The sequence below is a fragment of the Mycobacterium sp. genome, assembly GCF_035274705.1.
Taxonomy (GTDB): Bacteria; Actinomycetota; Actinomycetes; order Mycobacteriales; family Mycobacteriaceae; genus Mycobacterium.
The window spans coordinates 1-20,405 of sequence record NZ_DATENY010000027.1 but is presented as its reverse complement, the minus strand read 5'-3'; the positions used below and the strand labels follow the sequence as shown (position 1 = coordinate 20,405).

Genomic DNA, 20,405 nt, shown 5'->3' with positions numbered 1-20,405 from the left:
GCTCCGCGGCCCAATGTCGCCGCCGAAGCGGCTCCGCGACCCAATGTCGCCGCCGAAGCGGCTCCGCGACCACGCGTCGTCCTCGTCGACGGCGTGCCGATGTCGGGACTCGTCGCCGAGGCCCCAGAACCACGCGCGGTCATCGTCGCCTTCCATGGAGGAGCAAGCACCGCAGCGTATTTCGACTGCCCCGGGCATCCGCGGTTGTCGATGCTGCGCACCGGTGCCGCGCTCGGCTTCACGGTGGTGGCGCTGGACCGGCCGGGCTACGGCAGCTCGGCGCCGTATCCCGATGCGATGCAGCATCCGGAGCAACGCGTTGCACTGGCCTACGGGGCGGTCGACAAGATTCTCGGGTCCAAGCCACGCGGCGCGGGACTGTTTCTGCTCGGCCACTCGGCGGGCTGCGAACTCGCGGTGCGGATGACCGTCGACGAAAAGGCCGAGGACGCCGGTGTTCTCGGCCTTGAATTGGCCGGTACCGGATTGCAGTACGCCGATGACGCCAAAGAGATCCTCAAGACGGCGACCGCCACGCAACGCCCGACTGGACTTCGTGAGCTGCTCTGGCAGCCCGCGCACCTGTATCCGGCCGAGGTGCTGTCCGGCATCACGAACTCGACGACGGGCGCGCTCTACGAGGCCACGATGGTCAAAGACTGGGCTCGGCAAGATTTTCCGGCGTTGGCCGAACAGGTGCGGGTGCCAGTGCAGTTCAGCCTCGCCGAGCACGAACGGGTGTGGCGGTCCGACCCCGCGGCGCATGCGGTTATCACCGCCATGTTCACCGCATCGCCGCGCTTCGTGATCAACGAACAAGTCGGTGCTGGACACAATCTCAGCCTTTCGGTCAACGCCGCGGCGTACCACCTGAAGGTGCTCTCGTTCGTCGAGGAATGTGTCACCGCGCGAGAACGCGCAAGTGCAGAAGCAAAATTGGAGGCAGGTTGATGCGTGTCGGATTCATCGGTCTGGGCAGCCAGGGCGGCCCCATGGCTCGCCGCATCGTAGAGGCCGGCTACGAGACGACGCTGTGGGCGCGCCGAGCAGCCAGCCTTGAACCGTACGCAGACACGGCCGCGAAGACCGCGGGGTCACCGGCTGAACTGGCGGCCGCCAGCGACCTTGTCTGCCTGTGTGTCGTCGGCGACGACGATGTCAGAGAAGTGCTGTACGGCGAGACCGGAATCCTGGCCGGTTTGGCATCGGGCGCAATCGTCGCCATTCACAGCACGGTGCATCCCGACACCTGCAGGGAGATCGCCGAGAAGGCTGCTGCCCAGGGGGTTTCGGTGATCGACGCACCCGTGAGTGGTGGCGCCCCCGCCGTCGAGGAAGGGAAGCTGCTCGTCATGGTCGGCGGCGACGAAGATGTCGTCGAGCGATGCCGCCCGGTGTTCGCCACCTACGCCGATCCGATCGTCCACCTCGGCCCGCTGGGCAGCGGCCAGGTGACGAAGATCCTGAACAATCTGTTGTTCAGCGCCAACCTCGGCAGTGCGATCAGCACGCTCGAATTAGGCGAGTCACTCGGCATCCCCCGCAGCCGGCTCTGCGAGGTACTCAACGGTGGATCCGCTGTCAGCAAGGCGCTCAGCAGCATCGCGGTGTTCGGCGGAACGTTGGAGGGGCTCGCGCCGATCGCGGGAGCACTGCTACAGAAGGACGTGCGCCACGCGGCGAGCCTCGCGGCTCATGCGTCGGCGCCCGAGGGCGCCGTGTTCGATGCGGCCGACGCCGCATTGAAGTCGATGGATCACCCGAGATGAGCGAGGTCGGGTTCGTCGGGGCGGGCCGCATGGGCGCACCCATGGTGCGCCGCCTCGCCGAGGCCGGCCACGAGGTCCGCGCGCTCGGGAGGTCGGTCGAGAAGCGGCGAGCTGTGAGTGAACTCGGCGCACGGCCGGTGACCGACTTGGCGGACATCGGATCGGACGCCGACGTCGTCATCGTCTGTGTGTTCACCGACGAGCAACTCCAGCAGGTCTGCCTGGAAAGCGTTCTGCTGTCGACGATGCAAGCCGGGGCGGCGCTCGTCATCCACACCACCGGGAGCCCGCGCACGGCCGAGACGATTGCCGCCGAGGCCACATCGCATGGCGTCGTGGTCGTCGACGCGCCGGTCAGCGGCGGTCCGCACGACATCGCAGCCGGGCAGGTAACCCTGTTCGTGGGCGGCTCCGATGACGCCGTCCAGCGCGTCCGCCCTGTGCTGGAGAGTTACGGCGATCCCATCCTTCACGTCGGTCCCATCGGTGCCGGGCAAGGCGTCAAGCTGGTCAACAACACGTTGTTCGCAGCGCAGATCGGGCTGCTGCATGAGGCAGTGCGACTAGGGAACCGGCTCGGGATCGACGAGCAGCGGTTGCTGGACGCGATCGGTCACGGAAGCGCGGCGAGCCGGGTGGCGAGCATCGTCGGTGCCCGCGGTTCCGTCGACGCGTTCATCGACATGGTCGGCGAGTTCGTCGGCAAGGACGTCGCCGTGGCGCGAAAGACCGCGGCCGAACTCGGCGGCGATCTCGGGCTTCTCGACGACGTGATCAACGCTGGATTTCAGGCGTAAACCGTAAAAACGGCGGAGTACTCAGCCCATTTCAGGGTATCTGGATACCTAAACTGTTAGCGTTACAGTTAGATCGTCTCTCGTAACGCTTCCGGCAATCAGCTCGCCGCGAAGGAGGAGTCCATGACCAAGCCAAAAGTGAAGTTCGATCCGTTCTCCGAGGAATTCTTCAACGATCCGTTCGACCTGTACCGGCGGATGCGTGAGGAGGCACCGGTCTACTACGACGACGAGCAAGACTTCTACGCATTGACGAGACACGAAGACGTGGCCGCTGCGCTGAAGGACCACGAGACCTACTCGTCCTCCCGGGGCTGCGATTTGGCGATGGTGAAGTCCGGGGAAGTGCCGCAGAAATCGATCATCTTCATGGATCCGCCCGACCACCGTCTCCTGCGCAGCCTGGTCAACAAGGCGTTCACGCCCCGCGCGATCCAGTCGCAGAAGGAGACGGTCATCGAGCTGATCGACCGGTACCTGGGAGCAGTCAACCCCGACCGGTTCGACGTCGTCCAGGATTTCTCCGGCCCATTCCCGGTCGAGGTCATCACCAAGATGGCTGGGGTTCCAGAGGAGTACCGCCAACAGGTGCGGCACTGGATCGACACCAGCCTTTCCCGCGAACCCGGGCAGTTTGAATACAACGAGGCCAACATAAAGGCCAACGTCGACACTGCGATGTTCTACTACAACCTCATCCAGGAGCGCCGCAAGGATCCGCAGGACGACATGATCAGCAGACTGATCGCCGCGGAGATACCCGATGACGACGGTCAGGTGCGCCGCCTCGACGATATCGAGATCACCGGCTTCGCAACATTATTGGGCGGTGCGGGGGCCGAGACAGTCACCAAGCTCATTGGTACCGCCGTGGTGACCTTCGCCCGCAACCCCGAACAATGGCAGAAGCTGCTCGATGATCGCAGCAAGGTTCCCGCGGCGGTCGAAGAGCTGCTGCGCTACGAGGGACCTGTCCAGTACAACGTGCGATACACCCTGAGGGAGTCGCGCGTGCACGGTGTCACCATCCCTGCGGGTAAACCCGTGTTCCTGATGATGGCCTCCGCCGGTCGAGATCCCGAAGCGTTCACCGACGCGGACAAGTTCGACATCGATCGCGACCGCAGCGAGGCGCAGAACCTCGGTCTCGGCTACGGCATTCACAGCTGCCTTGGCGCGGCGCTCGCCCGGATGGAAAGCGCCATCGCGCTTGAAAAGCTGCTCGATTTCATGCCGCGCTATGAGGTCGAATGGGACGGCCTGCAGCGCGTCCACATGCAGAACGTTGCCGGCTACTCGAACGTGCCGGTGAAGGTGCTGCGATGACGAAGAAAGTCGAAGTTGACTTCGGCTTGTGCGAGAGCAATGGCGTCTGCATGGGGATCATCCCGGAGGTGTTCGACCTCGACGAGCAGGACTACCTGCATATTCTGCAGGACGAGGTGACCCCGGAGAACGAGCACCAGATCAGCGAGGCCGTTCGTCAGTGCCCGCGCCAGGCCATCTCGATTGTCGACAAGTAGTGCGATTTGTCTTCGTGCACGGCGGTTTTCACGCCGCGTGGTGCTGGGAGCGGACAATTGCCGAGCTTGAACGGCTGGGCCATGAGGCAGTCGCGGTCGATCTACCTGGCCACGGCGCGCGAGTGGACGAGGAGTCGACGCTCGCCAACCGCCGCGACGCGATCGTGTCGGTGCTAGAGCCGGGCGATGTGCTCGTCGGGCACTCGGGCGGCGGGTTCGATGCCACACTGGCCGCCGATGCGGCGCCCGACCTCGTCAGTCACATCGCCTACCTCGCCGCCGCGCTGCCTCGCGAAGGGCGGACGTATCCGGAGGCGATGGCGATGCGTGACAACGAGGACGGCGAGTTCGACGCCGACGTCGGAGACATGTTGGGCTACTTGAAGTTCGACGACGACGGTGCGATGTGGTTCGCCGACTTCGACGGCGCATGGAATTACTTCTACCACGACTGCGACGAGGCGACCGCCCGTTGGGCGTTCGAACATCTCGGGCCCGAACGGTTCGGCGATACAACGGTGACACCGGTGTCGGTGCCCGCGTTCTGGGGGACCGACCTCCCCCGCAGCTTCATTCGCTGTCTGCAGGATCAGTCGATGCCGCGCTGGCTGGCCGACACTGTGACACACCGTCTCGGGGTCGAGCAGCTGACCATCGACACGTCGCACTCACCGTTCCTCAGCCGCCCAAGCGATTTGGCCGAGTTGCTCGTGCACGCCACGACGACGAAACCCACCGGCCCGCTGGTGCCCCACTAACTTGCGCGAGCAGACGCAAAACTGCCCAAAATCCGTGAAAAATAGACATGTTTGTGTCTGTTCGCAGGTTATCCACAGGCGCGCGTCTGGGCCCTTTCCTCGGCGGCCATCGCAATCAATGATCAATTCGTGTCGCTGGACGAAGCGTTCGCCGTTCACGGTGGTTTGGCAACTACGGAGCAGTTGCTCACAACGATGTCGTACCGCACTCTCGTCAGGCGTATCCGGGCCGGAAAGGTCATCCGGGTCTGGCATGGGGTTTATGCCCAACGGTCGCCAAGCACGATCGACCGGCTCGCCGCGCTCGACATCACCTCGGGTAAGTCCATCGTCGCATGCATGAACACCGCCGCCGAGCTCTTCGGATTCGGCACGGAGAATGACGGCCGCATTCACATCCTCGATCCGGGCGTGCGCATGCGTCCCTCGTCTGAGTTGATGGTTCACCAGCGAATCGGGGCTCCGCTCAAACGCATTCACGGACGGTTGACGACGGCGCCGGCGTGGACGGCTGTTGAACTTGCGCGCACGCTGCGGCGTCCACGTGCCCTTGCCGTGCTGGACGCGGTGCTGTTCAACGAATGCTGCACACCGGCCGACCTATGTGAGGCGATCGACGAACAGAAGGGGCGACGCGGGATCGTCAAGGTCCGCGAGCTGATCGAGTACGCCAACGGCCGGTCGGAGTCGCCTCTGGAAAGTGAAGCGCGCCTCGTCTTCATCGACGGCGGACTGCCGATGCCGGAATTGCAGTACGAGATCGTCGATAGGTGCGGAAAGCTCTGGCGGGTGGACTTCGCTTGGCCACAGGCGATGGTGGTCGCTGAGTACGAAAGTATGGAGTGGCACGCGACGCCGGAAGCGCTCAGGCATGACCGTATGAAGGTCGCCAGGCTGCAGGAATGCGGTTGGACGAGCATCCCCATGGTTGTCGATGATGTGCGCCGGTATCCACTGGACCTGGTAGCAAGGATCGCCGTACACCTCGACCGCAGGACCTCACTGGCTGGATGAGCTGGGCCCACGCGCAGATGAGCAGACGCAAAACTGCCCGAAATCCTCAGAAAATGGGCATGTTTACGTCTGCTCGGCGCTTAGGCATCCGACTCGTACCAGGCACGGGCCGCGTCAACCGATTCGAACTCGAGGACGACGGTCTGGCTGCCGTGCCACTCTCCCTCGATCACCTGGGGCTTCTGGTCGACGGACAGGATCGTGGCACCCGCCATCGCCTGCTGGGCCAACTTGCCGTACTCGGCCATTCTGGCCGGGTCTTTGATGTGCTCGGTCAGGATGACGTAGCCCTTTTGCGACGCCTTCGCCACGTTATCTCCTTGGCTTTCAGTCGGTTTCGCTGATAGCTTGCTCTGGGCAGCACTCGATGGCTTCCTTCGCCGCGCCTTCGAGCCCGGCCGGCACCTCCGACGGGTCAGCGACGGCGTATCCATCGTCGGTCATGTGGAACACATCGGGGCACAGCGTCAGGCACATGCCGTGGCCGCGGCACCGGTCCTCGTCGACGGTGACTTTCATTCTTGATCGAACTCCAAATGCAACTCGGTGAGACCACGCAGGATATAGGTCGGAATGTATTGGTAACTACGGTTATCCGCGGGCCCGTGCTTGCTCTCCGAGATCCGAATGTGGCTGGTTCGGTCGAGCAATCGCTCGAGTCCGACCCGCGTCTCGGCGCGAGCCAGCGGCGCGCCGGGGCAGCTGTGGATGCCACGGCCGAAGGCGAGGTGCTGGCGGGCGTTCTTGCGTTCGGGATCGAACGTGTCCGGACTCTCGAAGCGGCGAGGATCGCGGTTGGCGGCCCCGTTGATCACCATCACCGTGCAGCCGGCAGCGATTGCTTCCTCACCAACGGTGGTCGGCACCCGGGACAGTCGGAAGTCACCCTTGACCGGGCTCTCGATGCGCAGGCATTCCTCGATGAAGTTCGGCAGCAGGCTGCGGTCGTTGCGGAGCCTGCGCTGGATATCGGGGCGGTCGCCGATCACCTTCAACGCCGTGCCGAGCAGCCGGACAGTGGTTTCCTGCCCGGCCGAGAAGACGTTGGTTGCCACCCGCACGACGTCTCCGACCTCGGGCATCGACCCGTCGGGAAACGTCGCCGTTGCCAGTCCGGTCAGCACGTCGTCACGGGGCTCACGACGTCGGTCTTCGACGTATGTCGCGAAGACCTCGTACAGGTATTCCAAAGGCGTCTTGGTCAGCGTCTTGTCGGCGTTGCCAAGCCCGCCCCCGTGGGTCCCGCGGGCCAGTCGCTCGATGAGCTCGTCGCGGTCCTCGCCGGGGACACCCAGCAGGTCGGCGATGACCTGCAACGTGAACGGCCCCGCGAAACCCTTGATGAACTCGCCTTCACCTGGCGCGAGGAAGTCGTCGAGGATGTCGTCGGCGAGCTGCCACATCGCGTCCTCGTTCTCCTTGAGGCGCTTTGGGGTGATCAGCCGCATCAGCAGCGCGCGGTGGTTCGTGTGCGTCGGCGGGTCCAGCGTCGGCAGCTGATCGCTGAACGGAATCTCGTCGCGATGCTTCTCGATCAGCTCGGTGACAGCTGGGCCATCTAGGCCCTCCAAGGCCACCGGGAACCCTGGAAACGGACCGGTCACCGAGATGCACGACGAGAACGTCTGCTCGTCGTTGTAGACGTCGACGGCCTCCTGCCAGCCGGTCACCATCGTCACGCCGTAGTGGTCCTCACGGCTGACCGGGCATTTGTTGCGAAGTGCCTCGTAGAACCGGTACGGATCATCCGTTAGACGACCGTCCCGGAAGAAGTCGACCGCGGTGAGGTCCTCCGCCATACACCCTCCGTTTCGACGATCTCGCCGAGCGAGAACGTGATTCTCATCTTTGGGGTATTAGATTTCCACACCCGCCCTCCGGCGTCAACGACGGGCGACTGCTCAGCACATCTGCTTGGTTACTGGACCGGCTCGCCGCCGAGCACAGTGGTCCGCAGCATTTCCGGCCGCGCCGATGCCCCCGGTGACGATGATGCGCCTGCCCTGCAGTGGTCGCGTCATGTCTAGATAGTTAGACATACGTCAACTATGTGCAAGGGCCAATCTGGCTGTTACAGTGCGTCTGTGCCGAACAACGACGGGGCTGTAGTTGCTGACGGTAGTCAGCGCCGAGCTTCTTATCAGCGCGCACGTTCGCACGAAACCAAGCGCGCCCTTGTGCAGGCCGCGATGGCGCTTTGGCGCACCAACGGCTACGCCAGGACGACGGTCGCCGACATCTGCCGCGCGGCGGGTGTCTCCCGGGCGCTGTTCTACTTCTATTTCCCGGCCAAGGAAGACGTGCTCTTCGAAGTCGGTCTGTTGTCGACTCGCGCGGCTCAGAAGACCGTGCGGGCAATGCTGCAAACGGACTACGAAGTCGAGTCGGTCATCACGGAGGCGCTGCGCAGTCTCGAACGCTCGATGTCACGCAACCCACGCGACTTGATCATCGAGACGATTCTGGAGGGCTACCGGCACGAGCACCGAATCCTCTCGGGCGAACTGGCGGAAGATGCGGACGCCGACATGTTTGGTGATTTGTTCACGAAGGCTCAGCAGGACGGCAAGCTGGCCGCCCACATCGATGTCGACCACCTGTCCCACCTGGCGGGCATGCATGTCAGCGAGGGCGTCCGACACTGGGCGGCCGGCAGTTACGGCGACCGGCCGTTCTCAGACGTCGTCACTCGTGGTATCGCCGCCCTGATTGCCGGTTTCAACCAACTTCCCGCCTGAAGGAGCAGAGGTATGAAGGTGTCGGTGGGTGACAGCACCCGGCGCGACGCAGGTAGTCGACGCGCCGAAGCCGACTATCGCGCCGGCGGATGTGCTGGTCAAAATCCGGACCTGCGAAATCTGCGCCACCGACTCGTTTTTCATCTCCCTGGGCGGTATCACTGCCCACGACGGCGGCATTCCGTTGGGCCACGAGCCGGCCGGCAAGGTCATCGACAGCCTACGACACCCGGCGCCGCCGACAAGGTCGTCGTCACCTTCAATTGAGAGGAGCCCCCGATGGCGTGGGATTTCGAAACCGATCCTGAGTACCAGAAGGTTCTGGATTGGGCGGACGAGTTCGTCCGTGAGGAGGTCGAGCCGCTCGATCTGGTGTGGCCGCATCAGGCGTTCACTCCGCTGGATGGCAAGCGCCGCAAGGCCATCGACCCATTGAAGAAGGAAGTGCGCCGCAGGGCGCTATGGGCCACGCACCTCGGACCCGAGCTTGGCGGGCAGGGCTACGGCCAGCTCAAGCTCGCGCTGCTCAACGAGATTCTGGGCCGCTCGCAGTGGGCGCCGATCGTGTTCGGTTGCCAGGCACCCGATACCGGCAACGCCGAGATCATCGCGCACTACGGCACCGACGAGCAGAAGCAGCGTTACCTGCGACCCCTACTCGAGGGCGAGATCTTCTCCTGCTACTCGATGACCGAACCGCACGCCGGCGCCGACCCCACCCTCTTCAAGACAACGGCGGTGCGCGACGGCGACGACTGGGTGATCAACGGCTGGAAGTTCTTCTCCTCCAACGCCAAAACCGCGTCGTTCCTGATCGTGATGGTGGTGACCAATCCAGAAGTCAGCGCCTACCAGGGCATGTCGATGTTCCTGGTGCCGACCGACACGCCGGGCGTCAACATCGTGCGCAACGTCGGCCTGTACGGCGAGCGGGACAACGAGGGCTCGCATGCGCTGATTCACTACGACAACGTGCGGGTGTCCGCCGATGCGGTGCTCGGCGGCGAGGGTCAGGCATTCGTCATCGCCCAGACTCGATTGGGCGGCGGCCGCATTCACCACGCGATGCGCACCATCGGCCTGGCCCGCAAGGCGCTGGACATGATGTGCGAGCGTGCGCTCAGCCGCGAGACCCAGGGCAGCAAGCTCTCGGACAAGCAGTTCGTACAGGGTTACATCGCCGATTCGTACGCGCAGTTGCTCCAGTTCCGCCTGATGGTGCTCTACACCGCGTGGGAGATCGACAAGTACAACGACTACAAGAAGGTGCGCAAGGACATCGCCGCCGTCAAGGTGGTCATGCCGACAGTGCTGCACGACATCGCATGGCGCGCAATGCAAATACACGGCGCGCTGGGTGTCACCAACGAGATGCCGTTCATGGGCATGGTCACCGGCGCTGCGGTGATGGGGCTGGCCGACGGCCCCACAGAGGTACACAAGACGACGGTGGCTCGCCAGGTACTACGGAACTATCAGGCCACCGACGACACCTGGCCCAGCCAATGGACACCGCGCAAACGCGAAGCGGCGAGGGCGAAGTACGCCGAATACCTGGAAGACGAAGTAGGGAACCTGTGACCGAACCCGAGATTGATGTTGGGCGGCTTGCCGATTGGATGGACTCCGCCGCGCTGCCCGGCAAGGACGAGCCGCTGACGGCTCGCTTCCTGGCCGGCGGCACGCAGAACGTCATCTATGAGATCTGCCGCGGCGAGGAGCGTTGCGTGCTGCGCATGCCTCCGCCGGGCGCTCCCCCGGATCGCGACAAGGGCATCCTGCGGGAGTGGCGGATCATCGAGGCGCTCGACGGCACCGACGTGCCGCACACCAGGGCGGTCGCAGTGTGTTCGGACGCCTCGGTTCTGGGCAGGCCGTTTTATCTGATGGGCTTCGTCGACGGCTGGTCACCGATGGATCAGCACGGTAAGTGGCCCGAACCGTTCAACAGCGACTTCAGCACGCGCCCGGAGCTGAGCTACCAGCTGGCCGAAGGTATTGCGTTGCTGTCGAAGGTCGACTGGCAGGCAAAGGGGCTGCAGGATCTCGGTCGCCCGGACGGGTTCCACGAGCGCCAGGTCGAGAGGTGGATCGGCTTCCTCGAACGAATCAAGAAGCGCGAGCTACCCGGGCTCGAGGTGGCCACCGACTGGCTGCGGGCCCACAGGCCGCTCGACTGCATTCCCGGCGTGATGCACGGGGACTATCAGTTCGCCAACGTGATGTATCACCATGGCGCACCAGCGCGGCTCGCCGCGATCGTCGACTGGGAGATGGGCACCGTCGGCGATCCCAAACTCGACCTGGGCTGGATGGTGCAGAGCTGGCCGACCGACACCAGCGCTCCGCAAGAGTCGGAGATGAGCTATGCCGACATGCGGGGTATGCCTACGCGCGACGAGGTGGTCGCGCACTACGCCGACGTATCGGGTCGCCAAGTGGACGACCTCGACTACTACCTGGTGCTCGCCAAGTGGAAGTTGGCAATCGTGTTGGAGCAGGGCTACCAGCGCGCGGGCGATGACGAGAAGCTGCTGGCGTTCGGACCCGTCGTGACAGACCTGATGGCCTCGGCGGCTGAGCTGGCCGAGTCCAGCGACTACCGCTGACATGCGAGCTGCGGTCTGCCGGTCGTACGGGCCACCGGAAGTGGTCCGTGTCGAGGAACAGCCGTCGCCAACGGTCGCGGCGGGGCAGGTACGGGTGAGGGTCGGCGCGGCGGCGGTGAACTTTCCCGATGTGCTGCTGATCGCCAACGAGTACCAGATCAGTGTGGCGCCGCCGTTTGTGCCCGGCAGCGAATTCGCCGGTGTGATCGTCGAGACGAGCGACGGCGCAGAGGGTTTCACCGCCGGGGATCGGGTGACCGGCGCCGGACTGTACGGCGCCTTCGCCGATGAGGTGGCGGTCCCAACGGCACGACTGTCACGCATCCCCGAAGGCGTCGACGACCGAACCGCCGCGGCGTTCGGTGTGGCGTATCGCACGGCGTATCACACACTGCGGTCGATGGCCCGCGTGCACGAGGGCGACGAGCTCGTCGTGCTCGGCGCTGGCGGTGGCGTCGGCCTTGCCGCAGTTCAGCTCGGCGTGCAGCTCGGCGCCTCGGTGACCGCCGTCGCATCATCGACCGAAAAGTTAGACGTGGCAGCGGGTTACGGTGCCAAGCACCTCGTCAACCACAAGACAGGTGATTTTCGGAGCGCGCTGAAGGAGGCCGTGCCCGGCGGTGCCAATGTGGTCATCGACCCGGTCGGAGGTGAGCTGTCAGAGCCCGCATTGCGGTCGCTCGGTCGCGGCGGGCGATTCGTCACAGTCGGATTCGCATCCGGCACCATTCCCCGCATCCCGCTCAACCTTGTGCTCATCAAGGGCGTGCACGTCCTTGGTTTTCAATTCCAGGATGTTCCGCCCGACGAATTCGCCCGCAACGAGGACGAACTGCGTGAGCACCTCGTCAGCGGCCGGGTGCTACCTCACGTCTGCGCCGTCTACCCGCTCACCGAAACTGTTGCGGCGCTGAGACATGTCGCCGATGGCCGCGCCATCGGCAAGGTGCTCATCGACCTCACCTAATTGCGCGAGCAGTCGCAGAGGGCCCCAAAATCGCGGCGTGTCGGGGTCCTTTGCGACTGCTCGCGAAAACTAGCTGGCCGGGATCAGGTCCGCGGCGACCGAGGCCATCATGCCGCAGCGGAACGTCTCGGTGTCGCCGACTGCCACGGTCGCCGAATCGTCAGCCGCGGCGAGCGCCTGAGCCTTGAACGCGCGTGCCGCCGCACTCAATCGGTGCTGCACCGAATCAACACTCTCATCGAGCTCCGAGGGCAGGCTGTCGCCCCAGAGCGTCACTTCGGTTGCGCCCTGATCCAACGCGTTCAGGACATGCTCGCGGACGCGCGCATCCACTGCGAACAGATCCCCTGCGACGGCAACAGTCTGCGGATGCGGGCGATCTTCCCACGACGCCAGCACCGGCTCGAGATCGCGCACTTCGGCGCCGAGGATCTCGAGAGGCCGGGCTTCCTCGTCGCCGCCGATCAGGACCGTGACGTCCCATCCAGCCATCACCCGGTCATAGACCCAGCCGCCGGCGAACCGCACCGCGTCGAGCACGGTCGGTGCGACAACGTCGAGCCGGTACCTCATGTCGAGCTCCGCGGCTCGATGTCGCGTACTAGCGACTCCGCGTACCCCTTGAACACTTCGGTCAGCGGTATTGAAGGATCGAGCAACCATAAGGTCTCCATTCCGTTGATGAAGGCGAGGATCTCCACGGCCTTGCTGGCCGGGTCGAAGTCTGTGCGGTACAGCCCGTCTTGCTGACCGCGCTCGATGATGGTCGTGATGATGTCGATGGCGTCGCGATACCGCTTGTGAAGGCGGTCGCGCAACGGAGCGTCCGGCGCGATGTTCTCGACAAGCAGCACCGTGAACGTGCCGATCAGCTCCGGGGCTCGTTCGAACCGCTCCGGGACCCGGCTCAGCTCGGTGATCAGATCGCCGCGGCGGTAATCGGCGTGGGCGTCGTCGTCGGCGTCACGGGCGTCGAGCACAGCGTTGAGCAACTGCTCCTTGGACTCGAAGTGATGCAGTAGGCCGGCCGGCGTGACCCCGGCTTCCTTCGCGATCTGGGCCAGGGAGGTGTTGCGCCATCCATTGCGCGCCAACAGCCGTTCGGCGACGGCCAGGATCCGCTGCCTACGGTCCTCGCCCTTGGCGAGGAGTGTGGCGTACGGCCTGCGATGAGCGCTCGCGCGAAGAGCCGATGCGTCAGGGCCTGACACCGACGTCACATAGCTCCTTCGTCCAACCAACCTAGTGAACACACAGTAGGTAGGTTTGCCAGCTGCGACAAGGGTCTCAGCGAAAAAAACGCTTCGTTCGCCGTCACACCGCAGGTCAGCGCCTTCCAGACATCGTTCAGAAACGTGCGGGCATGCTGTCCCAGACTCGTATGGCTGACGATCACGAGAAGACCGCCTCATCGAGGTCGACCTCGATGTGCTCGGTGGTGGTGTACGACTCGCCGATGGGTTCGAGCGGGCAGATGCCGCGCGTCGAGTTGGTCTACGAGGATTGAACGTCGGACTCCCGGAACACCTCGATGGCCGCTACGGGCGTCATCATGATCACCGGGATGTGCCGTGCCGTTGATTTCTGATGCTTGATGTACGGCGGGAACGCACGCACCATGAAGTCCCAGACCTTGTGCCGCTCTTCGCCTTCGGGCTCACGCCAGGTCGCCCGAAAGGCTTGGGTACCAATCTGGAAGTCAACCTCGGGGGCGGCACGAAGGTTGAGATACCACTCGGGATGCTGGTCGGCGCCACCTTGCGACGCGACGACCACGACCTCACCACCGACATCGCCGTAGATCAGCGGAACGATTTGCGTCCTGCCGGATTTGCGCCCCTTCACCCTGATCAAACAGTGCGTCGTGAATGAGTGGCCACCGACCTCGGAGATGTCCATGACGTGGCCCTGTACGCCGCCCGTTCGCAGATACGTATCGCGGTGACTGGCCGCCCAGTCGCCGCGTGCTTGCCGGATGTCGGCTGACGATTCATCGCTCATGATGCTAAAGGCCCAGCGACTTGGCGATGATCACCTTCATCACCTCGCTGGTACCAGCGTAGATGCGGGCCACGCGCGCATCCGTGTACAGCCGCGCGATCGGATACTCCATCATGTAGCCGTAGCCGCCGAACAGCTGCAGGCAGCGGTCGATCACGCGCTGCTGCATCTCGGTGCAGAAGAGCTTCACGCGGGCGGCGTCGGCGGCCGTCAGATCACCCTCGACGTGCAGTGAGACGGCGCGATCGAGCATCGCCTGGGCGGCCTCCACCTCCGTCGAGCACGCCGCCAACTCGAACTTGGTGTTCTGGAACGACGCGACCGGCGTGCCGAACGCCTTGCGGTTCTGGGTGTACTCGATGGCCGCCGTGATAGCCGAGTGGGCCTGGGAAACCGATCCGACGGCGACGGTCAGGCGCTCCTGCGGCAGGTTATGGCCGAGGTAACCGAATGCCTCACCCTCCTCCCCCAGCACATTCGCGGCCGGGACGCGGACGCCGACGAACGACAGCTCGGCGGTGTCCTGCACCTTGCAGCCCATCTTCTCGAGTTCACGCCCGCGCGTGAACCCCGGCATACCGTCCTCGACGACCAGCAGCGTCAGACCCCTGCGGCGGTTGTCCGCATCTGTCGATGTGCGGGCGACCACGATGACCAGGTCAGCCTGGATGCCGCCGGTGATGAAAGTCTTGGCACCGTTGACGATGAAGTCGTCCCCGTCACGCACCGCGGTGGTGCGCATGCCGGCCAGATCCGACCCGGTTCCCGGTTCGGTCATCGCGATCGCGGTGAGCAACGTGCCGGCCGCCAGACCCGGGAACCAGCGATTCCGCTGCTCTTCGTTCGCGTAATGCAGGAAGTACGGCAGGATCACCTCGAGCTGGGTGCGCACGGTCGACAGGGTCACCAGCGCGCGCGCCGCCTCCTCCTGCATCACGACGTTATAGCGGTAGTCGGGCATCCCCGCGCCGCCGTACTCCTCGGGGATGGCCATCCCCAGCATGCCGAGCTCACCCATCTGCTTGAAGACGTCGCGGGGCATCCGTCCTCCCTTTTCCCACTCGGGATAGTGCGGAACCACCTCCTTGTCGACGAAGTTGCGGGCGAGTTCGCGAAACGCTTCGTGGTCCTCGGTGAACAGATCGCGGCGCATCGAATCTCCTTGTCTACGAGATGAGTTCGACCAGCGTGGCGTTGGCCGTGCCACCGCCCTCGCACATGGTCTGCAGGCCGAAGCGAATCCCGTTGTCGCGCATGTGATTGACCATGCGCGTCATCAGCACTGCACCCGACGCGCCCAACGGGTGGCCGAGCGCGATGGCCCCGCCCAGCGGGTTGAGCTTGTCCTCGTCGGCGCCGGTTTCGGCCAGCCACGCCAGCGGTACCGGCGCGAACGCCTCGTTGACCTCGAACACGCCGACCTCGTCCAATGTGACGCCCGCCCTGTGCAGGACCTTCTCGGTCGCCGGGATGGGACCGGTGAGCATCAGCACGGGGTCCGCCCCGGTGACCGCGCCGGCCCGGTATCGGACGATCGGCGTCAGACCCAGCGCGATGGCGTTGTCGGCCGACATGACCAGCAGGGCGGCCGCGCCGTCGGAGATCTGCGAGGAGTTGCCGGCGTGAATGACGCCGTCCTCCTGGAACGCAGGCTTGAGCCCAGCAAGCTTCTCGACGGTCGTCCCCCGGCGAATGCCTTCGTCGGCCACCACTGGCTCGCCGTCGGTGAACACCGGCATGATCTGCGTCTCGAACGCGCCGTTGTCCTGCGCCTTGGCCGCCAGCTCGTGTGAGCGGACCGAATACTCATCGACGCGAGTCCGCGAAAAACCCCACTTCTTTGCGATGAGCTCCGCAGAGATGCCCTGGTTGAACGAGAAATCGCCGTACCGCGCAAGGACTTTCGGCCCGTATGGCATGCCGGTCGCCCTCGCAGAACCGAGCGGCACCCGGCTCATCACCTCGACGCCACCGGCCACCACGACGTCCTGCTGGCCGGACATCACGGCCTGTACCGCGAAGTCCAGCGCCTGCTGACTCGACCCGCATGCGCGGTTGATGGTGGTACCGGGAATGTGTTCGGGCCACCCGGCGGCCAGCACCGAGTATCGCCCGATGTTGCTCGACTGGTCGCCGACCTGCGAGACGCAGCCCCACACGACGTCGTCGACGATGTCGGGGTCCACCCCGGCGCGCTCCATCAGCGCATTGAGGACGATCGCCGATAAATCGGCGGCGTGCATGTCGGCCAGTCCCCCGTTGCGCTTGCCGACGGGCGTGCGCACCGCCTCGACGATTACGGTTTCACGCATCTTGCTACTCCGATCTCGGTACGGCCCATCGACCAGTGAACGCGGGATCACGCTTCTCGGCGAACGCCGCGTACCCCTCTATTGAGTCTGCAGTCGCGAAGTTGCCCGGCTGCGCGCGGGCCTCATGGGCCAGCGCCTCCCGCAACATCGAGTTAGCCCCGTCGTTGAGCAGGGCCTTGCTTTGCGCGAGCGCGACCGCGTCGGCCAGTTCGATCCACAGCTGCGCGTTGATCGCGTTTTTGCGATCGGGCCGGTTCAGGGTCAGCGTCCGAACGCCGTCCCGGTCGTCTGACAGCAGCACCTTTTCCTGGCTCACGAGAACGCCGGCCCGATCACCCCGTCGGCACGCAGCCGACTGATTTCGTCTTCGGTCAGCCCCAATTCGACGAGGACGGCGTCGGTGTGTTCGCCCAGCCCGGGCACGGCACCCATTGGCTGCTCGAATCCGCTGATCACCGGCGGTGGCCGCAATGCCTGGATGTCCCCCTTGGACGTGCCGACAGTGCGCCAGCGGTCCCGGGCTGTCAACTGTGGGTGCACCACCACTTCGCTCGGCAAGTTGTAGCGCGAGTTGCCGATGCCCGCCGCGTCGGCGGTCTTCTGGATCTCCACGAGATCATGCTGGGCACACCAGGATCCGATGGCCTCATCGAGGATGTCGCGGTGCGAACAGCGGCCACGGTTGGTGGCAAACCGCGGATCGTCGGCGAGGTCGGGGCGGTCGATGATCTCCCTGGCCACCCTCTGCCACTCGCGGTCGTTGGTGGTGCCGAGCACGACAGTCTGACCGTCACGGGTCGGAAACGCTCCGTACGGCGCGACGGCGGGCGATCCGACGCCGAGCGGCTGCTGGTCGATGCCGGAGTGCTGGGTATAGGTGAGTGCGTAGCCCATCACATCGGTCATCACGTCGAACAGGCTCAGCTCGACGGACGGCGCTACGGCCCCTTCGGGACGGTTACCCCGTGCGAACAGCAGCGCCAGGATCGAGATCGCGGCGTACAGCCCGGTCGTGAAGTCGGCCATCGCGGGTCCGGGCTTGGCGGGCATGCCGGGGTATCCGGTAACGGCACACGAGCCGGATTCTGCTTGCACGAGAAGGTCATACGCGCGCTTGTGCGAGATGGGTCCGCCCGGTCCGTAACCGTCTATCTCGACGGGAATGACATTGGGGTGGCGCTGCGCGAGGTCGGCGGCCGCAATGCCCATTTTTGCGGTGGATCCTGGTGCGAGATTTGACACGAACGCGTCGGCCCGGTCGAGAAGCCGGTGCAGAAGTTCCATGCCTGCCGGCGACTTCGTGTTGAGGGTGACCGACTCCTTGCCGCGGTTGCACCAGACGAAGTGGGCGGCAAGGCCGCCAGGACCGTTGACCACGTCGTCGTAGTCGCGGGCGAAGTCGCCGCCGTTGGGATTCTCCACCTTGATCACGCGCGCACCGAAGTCGGCGAGCACGCGAGTACACATCGGGGCGGCGACGGCCTGCTCCATCGCAACGACCGTGACCCCGGCCAGCGGGGCGGCTGACATCCCCGTCACATCACCAGGCCGCCGTCGACCGGCAGCACCTGTCCGGTGATGTAGGACGCCGCGTTGGACGCCATGAACACGAACGCGCCGGCGATCTCCGACGGCTCGGCCCAGCGCTTCATCGGAATGCGGTTCATCATGTTGGCCGCGAATTTCTCGTTGGTGCGGATGGTTTCGGTCATCGGGGTGGCCGCCAGCGGAGCCAGCGCATTGACAGTGATGTTCTTGGTCGCCAGTTCGCGTGCCAGCGATTTCGTGAAGCCGACGATGCTGGCCTTGGCGGCCGAGTAGTTGACCTGACCGAGGGTGCCGGTCAGTCCGGCAGCGGATGTCACGTTGACGATGCGGCCGCTGCCGTCGGTGGGGATGTAGGGCAGCGCCGCCTGGGTGACGTTGAACGCGCCCATCACGTGGATGTCGAACAGCAGCCGGAACGACTCCTGGGTGGTCTTGTCGAACATCGCCGGCCTCGTCACGCCGGCGTTGTTGATCACGATGTGAACCGCGCCGTCGGCCAGTGCGGCCGCCTGGGCGGCCGCGGCGTCGGCCGAGTCGCGGTCCGAAACGTCGAGCGCGGCGGATTCGGCCCGGCCGCCTGCATCCGAAATGCGTTCAGCCACAGCGGCGGCCGCATCCTTGTCGAGGTCAGTGGCGAGGACCGCCGCACCCGCGTCCGCCAGCGCCGCGGCGACCGCAGAGCCGATGCCGCCCGCGGCTCCGGTCACCAACGCTGAGCGGCCGGTCAGGTCGAAGTAGGCCTGGGCGAGCGCTGGGGGCACTCCCCTCGCAAGCTGGGGGCCCACCCGCCCGGAGAGCAGGGGGACGACGCGAGGAGAATTGGTCATCAGTAGCTCCTCGGCATTCCCAACACGTGTTCGCCAAGGAAGTTCAGGATCATCTCCTGGCTCACCGGCGCGATCTTCATCAACCGCGATTCGCGGAAATATCGCGACACGTGGTACTCCTCGGAATACCCCATCCCTCCGTGCAACTGCAGTGCCCTGTCGGCGGCGCCGAAACCGGCGTCGGCACACAGATATTTCGCGGTATTCGCTTCGCGCCCACATGGTTTGCCGTTGTCGTACAGCCACGTTGCCTTGCGCAGCACCAGTTCGGCGGCGTCCAGACGCGCCAGTGAGTCCGCCAGCGGGAACTGCAGTCCCTGGTTCATGCCGATGGGACGGTTGAAGACGACCCGCTCGTTGCCGTACTTGACCGCCTTCGCCAACGCGACCCGCCCGATGCCCAACGCCTCGGCGGCGATCAGCATCCGTTCCGGGTTCAGCCCGTCAAGGATGTACTTGAAACCCTTACCCTCTTCGCCAACCCGATCCTCGACCGGCACGATCAGATCGTCGATGAACACCTCGTTGGAGCTGACGGCGTTGCGGCCCATCTTCTTGATCGGACGAATGTCGACGTGGTCGCGGTTCAGATCGGTGAGGAACAGCGTCATGCCGTCGGTCTTCTTGGTGACCTCGTCGTACGGCGTGGTGCGAGTCAGCAGCAGGATCTTCTCCGACTCCAGCGCTTTGGAAATCCACACCTTGCGGCCGTTGATGCGGTATTTGTCGCCTTCCCGTTTGGCGAAGGTGGTGATGCGCGAAGTGTCCAGTCCTGCACCGGGTTCCGTGACACCGAAGCACACGTGCAGGTCGCCGTTGACGATCCGGGGCAACGTCGCAGCCTTTAGCTCCGCAGAGCCGTGTTTGACCACGGGCTGCATCCCGAAGATCGACAGGTGGATGGCACTGGCGCCGTTCATCGCCGCCCCGGAGCGCGAGATCTCCTCGAGTAGCAGGGTCGCCTCGGTGATGCCCAGACCGTGGCCGCCGTACTCCTCCGGGATCGTCATGCCCAGCCAGCCGCCCTTAGCGATGGCGTCGTAGAACTCCTGCGGGAATTCGTGGGCTAGGTCCTTCTCCATCCAGTAGTGGTCGTCAAATTTGCCCGCAAGCTCTGCGACGGACTTTCGGATCAACTCCTGATCCTCGGTCAGCTCAAAACTCATCCCGCTGGACACAACCACTCCCCTCCGGTCACAAGCCAGTGCGCCGGTGCCTAAACGGTTCTTTCGCACCGGCGCACTTGACTCTAGAACTACGACTCAGTCCTTATTGCCGGTCAGCTCCTTGGCATTCGCAGCGAAGTCGGCGAAGTTGGCGCCGCCGTGCTCGTGCTTGCTGAGGGCTTTGATGGAGACGTCATGGCCCTCAGCGGCCTTCCTCAATGCGCCGATGGTGGCTTGCTCACGGGTGATGTGGGTGAACGGATCCCAGTGGTACCAGCGCATGGCGTTTTCGAAGGTCATCTTGTTGACCTCGTCATCAGGCACCTGATTCTTGGTCAGCACCTCGTGCAGCTGCTCGGGGGCTCCGGGCCACATC

The 20,405-nt window shown here is 64.6% G+C and carries 22 protein-coding genes and 3 pseudogenes; 12 read left to right on the top strand and 13 right to left on the bottom strand.

Going from position 1 to position 20,405, the window contains the following annotated elements:
- Positions 1–99 precede the first annotated feature (99 nt).
- From VJV41_RS07010 to VJV41_RS06980, 7 genes are all read left to right on the top strand, one after another.
- Entirely contained in the window at positions 100–951 is an 852-nt protein-coding gene (locus VJV41_RS07010) for an alpha/beta hydrolase (protein ID WP_325332584.1), read from the top strand.
- On the top strand, positions 951–1,769 hold the full coding sequence (locus VJV41_RS07005; protein WP_325332487.1) for an NAD(P)-dependent oxidoreductase: 819 nt from the start codon (positions 951–953) through the stop codon (positions 1,767–1,769). Before VJV41_RS07010 ends, VJV41_RS07005 begins: the two co-directional genes overlap by 1 nt.
- Entirely contained in the window at positions 1,766–2,566 is an 801-nt protein-coding gene (locus VJV41_RS07000; protein WP_325332485.1) for an NAD(P)-dependent oxidoreductase, read from the top strand. Before VJV41_RS07005 ends, VJV41_RS07000 begins: the two co-directional genes overlap by 4 nt.
- Before the next feature lie 123 nt (positions 2,567–2,689).
- On the top strand, positions 2,690–3,892 hold the full coding sequence (locus VJV41_RS06995) for a cytochrome P450 (RefSeq protein WP_325332483.1): 1,203 nt from the start codon (positions 2,690–2,692) through the stop codon (positions 3,890–3,892).
- Positions 3,889–4,089: a ferredoxin gene (locus VJV41_RS06990; RefSeq protein ID WP_325332481.1), complete on the top strand. Its 201-nt coding sequence runs from the start codon at positions 3,889–3,891 to the stop codon at positions 4,087–4,089. Before VJV41_RS06995 ends, VJV41_RS06990 begins: the two co-directional genes overlap by 4 nt.
- Positions 4,089–4,847, top strand: coding sequence for an alpha/beta fold hydrolase (locus VJV41_RS06985; RefSeq protein WP_325332479.1), 759 nt, complete (start codon positions 4,089–4,091; stop codon positions 4,845–4,847). The genes VJV41_RS06990 and VJV41_RS06985 overlap by 1 nt, the downstream gene beginning before the upstream one ends.
- Positions 4,848–5,042: 195 nt before the next feature.
- Positions 5,043–5,861, top strand: coding sequence for a hypothetical protein (locus VJV41_RS06980; RefSeq protein WP_325332582.1), 819 nt, complete (start codon positions 5,043–5,045; stop codon positions 5,859–5,861).
- 86 nt (positions 5,862–5,947) lie between these two features.
- Here VJV41_RS06980 and VJV41_RS06975 read toward each other — a convergent pair.
- From VJV41_RS06975 to VJV41_RS06965, 3 genes and pseudogenes are all read right to left on the bottom strand, one after another.
- A pseudogene (locus VJV41_RS06975) lies at positions 5,948–6,109 on the bottom strand (DUF1330 domain-containing protein); the annotation flags it as partial.
- A 79-nt stretch (positions 6,110–6,188) separates the two neighbouring features.
- Positions 6,189–6,380: a ferredoxin gene (locus VJV41_RS06970; protein WP_325332477.1), complete on the bottom strand. Its 192-nt coding sequence runs from the start codon at positions 6,378–6,380 to the stop codon at positions 6,189–6,191.
- A complete protein-coding gene (locus tag VJV41_RS06965) occupies positions 6,377–7,660 on the bottom strand; it encodes a cytochrome P450 (protein ID WP_325332475.1) in 1,284 nt (427 codons plus the stop codon). Before VJV41_RS06965 ends, VJV41_RS06970 begins: the two co-directional genes overlap by 4 nt.
- 285 nt (positions 7,661–7,945) lie before the next feature.
- Between VJV41_RS06965 and VJV41_RS06960 the strand changes: the two genes are divergently transcribed.
- The 4 genes from VJV41_RS06960 to VJV41_RS06940 all read left to right on the top strand — a co-directional run bounded on the left by VJV41_RS06960 (position 7,946) and on the right by VJV41_RS06940 (position 12,175).
- Positions 7,946–8,599, top strand: a complete 654-nt coding sequence (locus VJV41_RS06960) for a TetR/AcrR family transcriptional regulator (protein WP_414684897.1) — start codon at positions 7,946–7,948, stop codon at positions 8,597–8,599.
- Between the two features lie 279 nt (positions 8,600–8,878).
- Complete coding sequence (locus VJV41_RS06950) at positions 8,879–10,180, top strand: acyl-CoA dehydrogenase family protein (protein WP_325332473.1); 1,302 nt, start codon at positions 8,879–8,881, stop codon at positions 10,178–10,180.
- Between the two features lie 38 nt (positions 10,181–10,218).
- Positions 10,219–11,208 (top strand): phosphotransferase family protein, encoded by a 990-nt coding sequence (locus VJV41_RS06945; protein WP_414684902.1) that lies wholly within the window; start codon positions 10,219–10,221, stop codon positions 11,206–11,208.
- A 1-nt stretch (position 11,209) separates the two neighbouring features.
- The gene (locus VJV41_RS06940; protein WP_325332469.1) at positions 11,210–12,175 is read left to right on the top strand and encodes an NADPH:quinone oxidoreductase family protein; all 966 of its coding nucleotides are present in this window, start codon (positions 11,210–11,212) and stop codon (positions 12,173–12,175) included.
- Between the two features lie 69 nt (positions 12,176–12,244).
- Here the strand turns inward: VJV41_RS06940 and VJV41_RS06935 are convergent, their stop codons facing one another.
- Both VJV41_RS06935 and VJV41_RS06930 read right to left on the bottom strand, forming a co-directional pair.
- Positions 12,245–12,748 carry a hypothetical protein gene (locus VJV41_RS06935; RefSeq protein WP_325332467.1) on the bottom strand — a complete coding sequence of 168 codons (504 nt, stop codon included), beginning with the start codon at positions 12,746–12,748 and terminating at the stop codon, positions 12,245–12,247.
- On the bottom strand, positions 12,745–13,386 hold the full coding sequence (locus tag VJV41_RS06930; RefSeq protein ID WP_325332578.1) for a helix-turn-helix domain-containing protein: 642 nt from the start codon (positions 13,384–13,386) through the stop codon (positions 12,745–12,747). Before VJV41_RS06930 ends, VJV41_RS06935 begins: the two co-directional genes overlap by 4 nt.
- Positions 13,387–13,556: 170 nt before the next feature.
- Between VJV41_RS06930 and VJV41_RS06925 the strand changes: the two genes are divergently transcribed.
- Positions 13,557–13,682 (top strand): hypothetical protein, encoded by a 126-nt coding sequence (locus VJV41_RS06925; RefSeq protein ID WP_325332465.1) that lies wholly within the window; start codon positions 13,557–13,559, stop codon positions 13,680–13,682.
- Here VJV41_RS06925 and VJV41_RS06920 read toward each other — a convergent pair.
- The 8 genes and pseudogenes from VJV41_RS06920 to VJV41_RS06885 form a co-directional block, all read right to left on the bottom strand.
- Entirely contained in the window at positions 13,670–14,176 is a 507-nt protein-coding gene (locus tag VJV41_RS06920) for a nitroreductase/quinone reductase family protein (RefSeq protein ID WP_325332463.1), read from the bottom strand. The genes VJV41_RS06925 and VJV41_RS06920 overlap by 13 nt on opposite strands.
- Positions 14,177–14,180: 4 nt before the next feature.
- Positions 14,181–15,329, bottom strand: a complete 1,149-nt coding sequence (locus VJV41_RS06915) for an acyl-CoA dehydrogenase family protein (protein ID WP_325332461.1) — start codon at positions 15,327–15,329, stop codon at positions 14,181–14,183.
- 13 nt (positions 15,330–15,342) lie between these two features.
- Positions 15,343–16,488, bottom strand: a complete 1,146-nt coding sequence (locus tag VJV41_RS06910) for a thiolase family protein (RefSeq protein WP_325332459.1) — start codon at positions 16,486–16,488, stop codon at positions 15,343–15,345.
- A gap of 4 nt (positions 16,489–16,492) precedes the next feature.
- Positions 16,493–16,690, bottom strand: a pseudogene (locus VJV41_RS06905) (enoyl-CoA hydratase); the annotation flags it as partial.
- Between the two features lie 110 nt (positions 16,691–16,800).
- Positions 16,801–18,018 carry a CaiB/BaiF CoA-transferase family protein gene (locus VJV41_RS06900; RefSeq protein WP_325332457.1) on the bottom strand — a complete coding sequence of 406 codons (1,218 nt, stop codon included), beginning with the start codon at positions 18,016–18,018 and terminating at the stop codon, positions 16,801–16,803.
- Between the two features lie 5 nt (positions 18,019–18,023).
- Complete coding sequence (locus VJV41_RS06895) at positions 18,024–18,863, bottom strand: SDR family NAD(P)-dependent oxidoreductase (RefSeq protein WP_325332455.1); 840 nt, start codon at positions 18,861–18,863, stop codon at positions 18,024–18,026.
- Complete coding sequence (locus VJV41_RS06890; protein ID WP_325332576.1) at positions 18,863–20,029, bottom strand: acyl-CoA dehydrogenase family protein; 1,167 nt, start codon at positions 20,027–20,029, stop codon at positions 18,863–18,865. Before VJV41_RS06890 ends, VJV41_RS06895 begins: the two co-directional genes overlap by 1 nt.
- A gap of 96 nt (positions 20,030–20,125) precedes the next feature.
- Positions 20,126–20,405 (bottom strand): annotated as a pseudogene (locus VJV41_RS06885) (amidohydrolase); the annotation flags it as partial.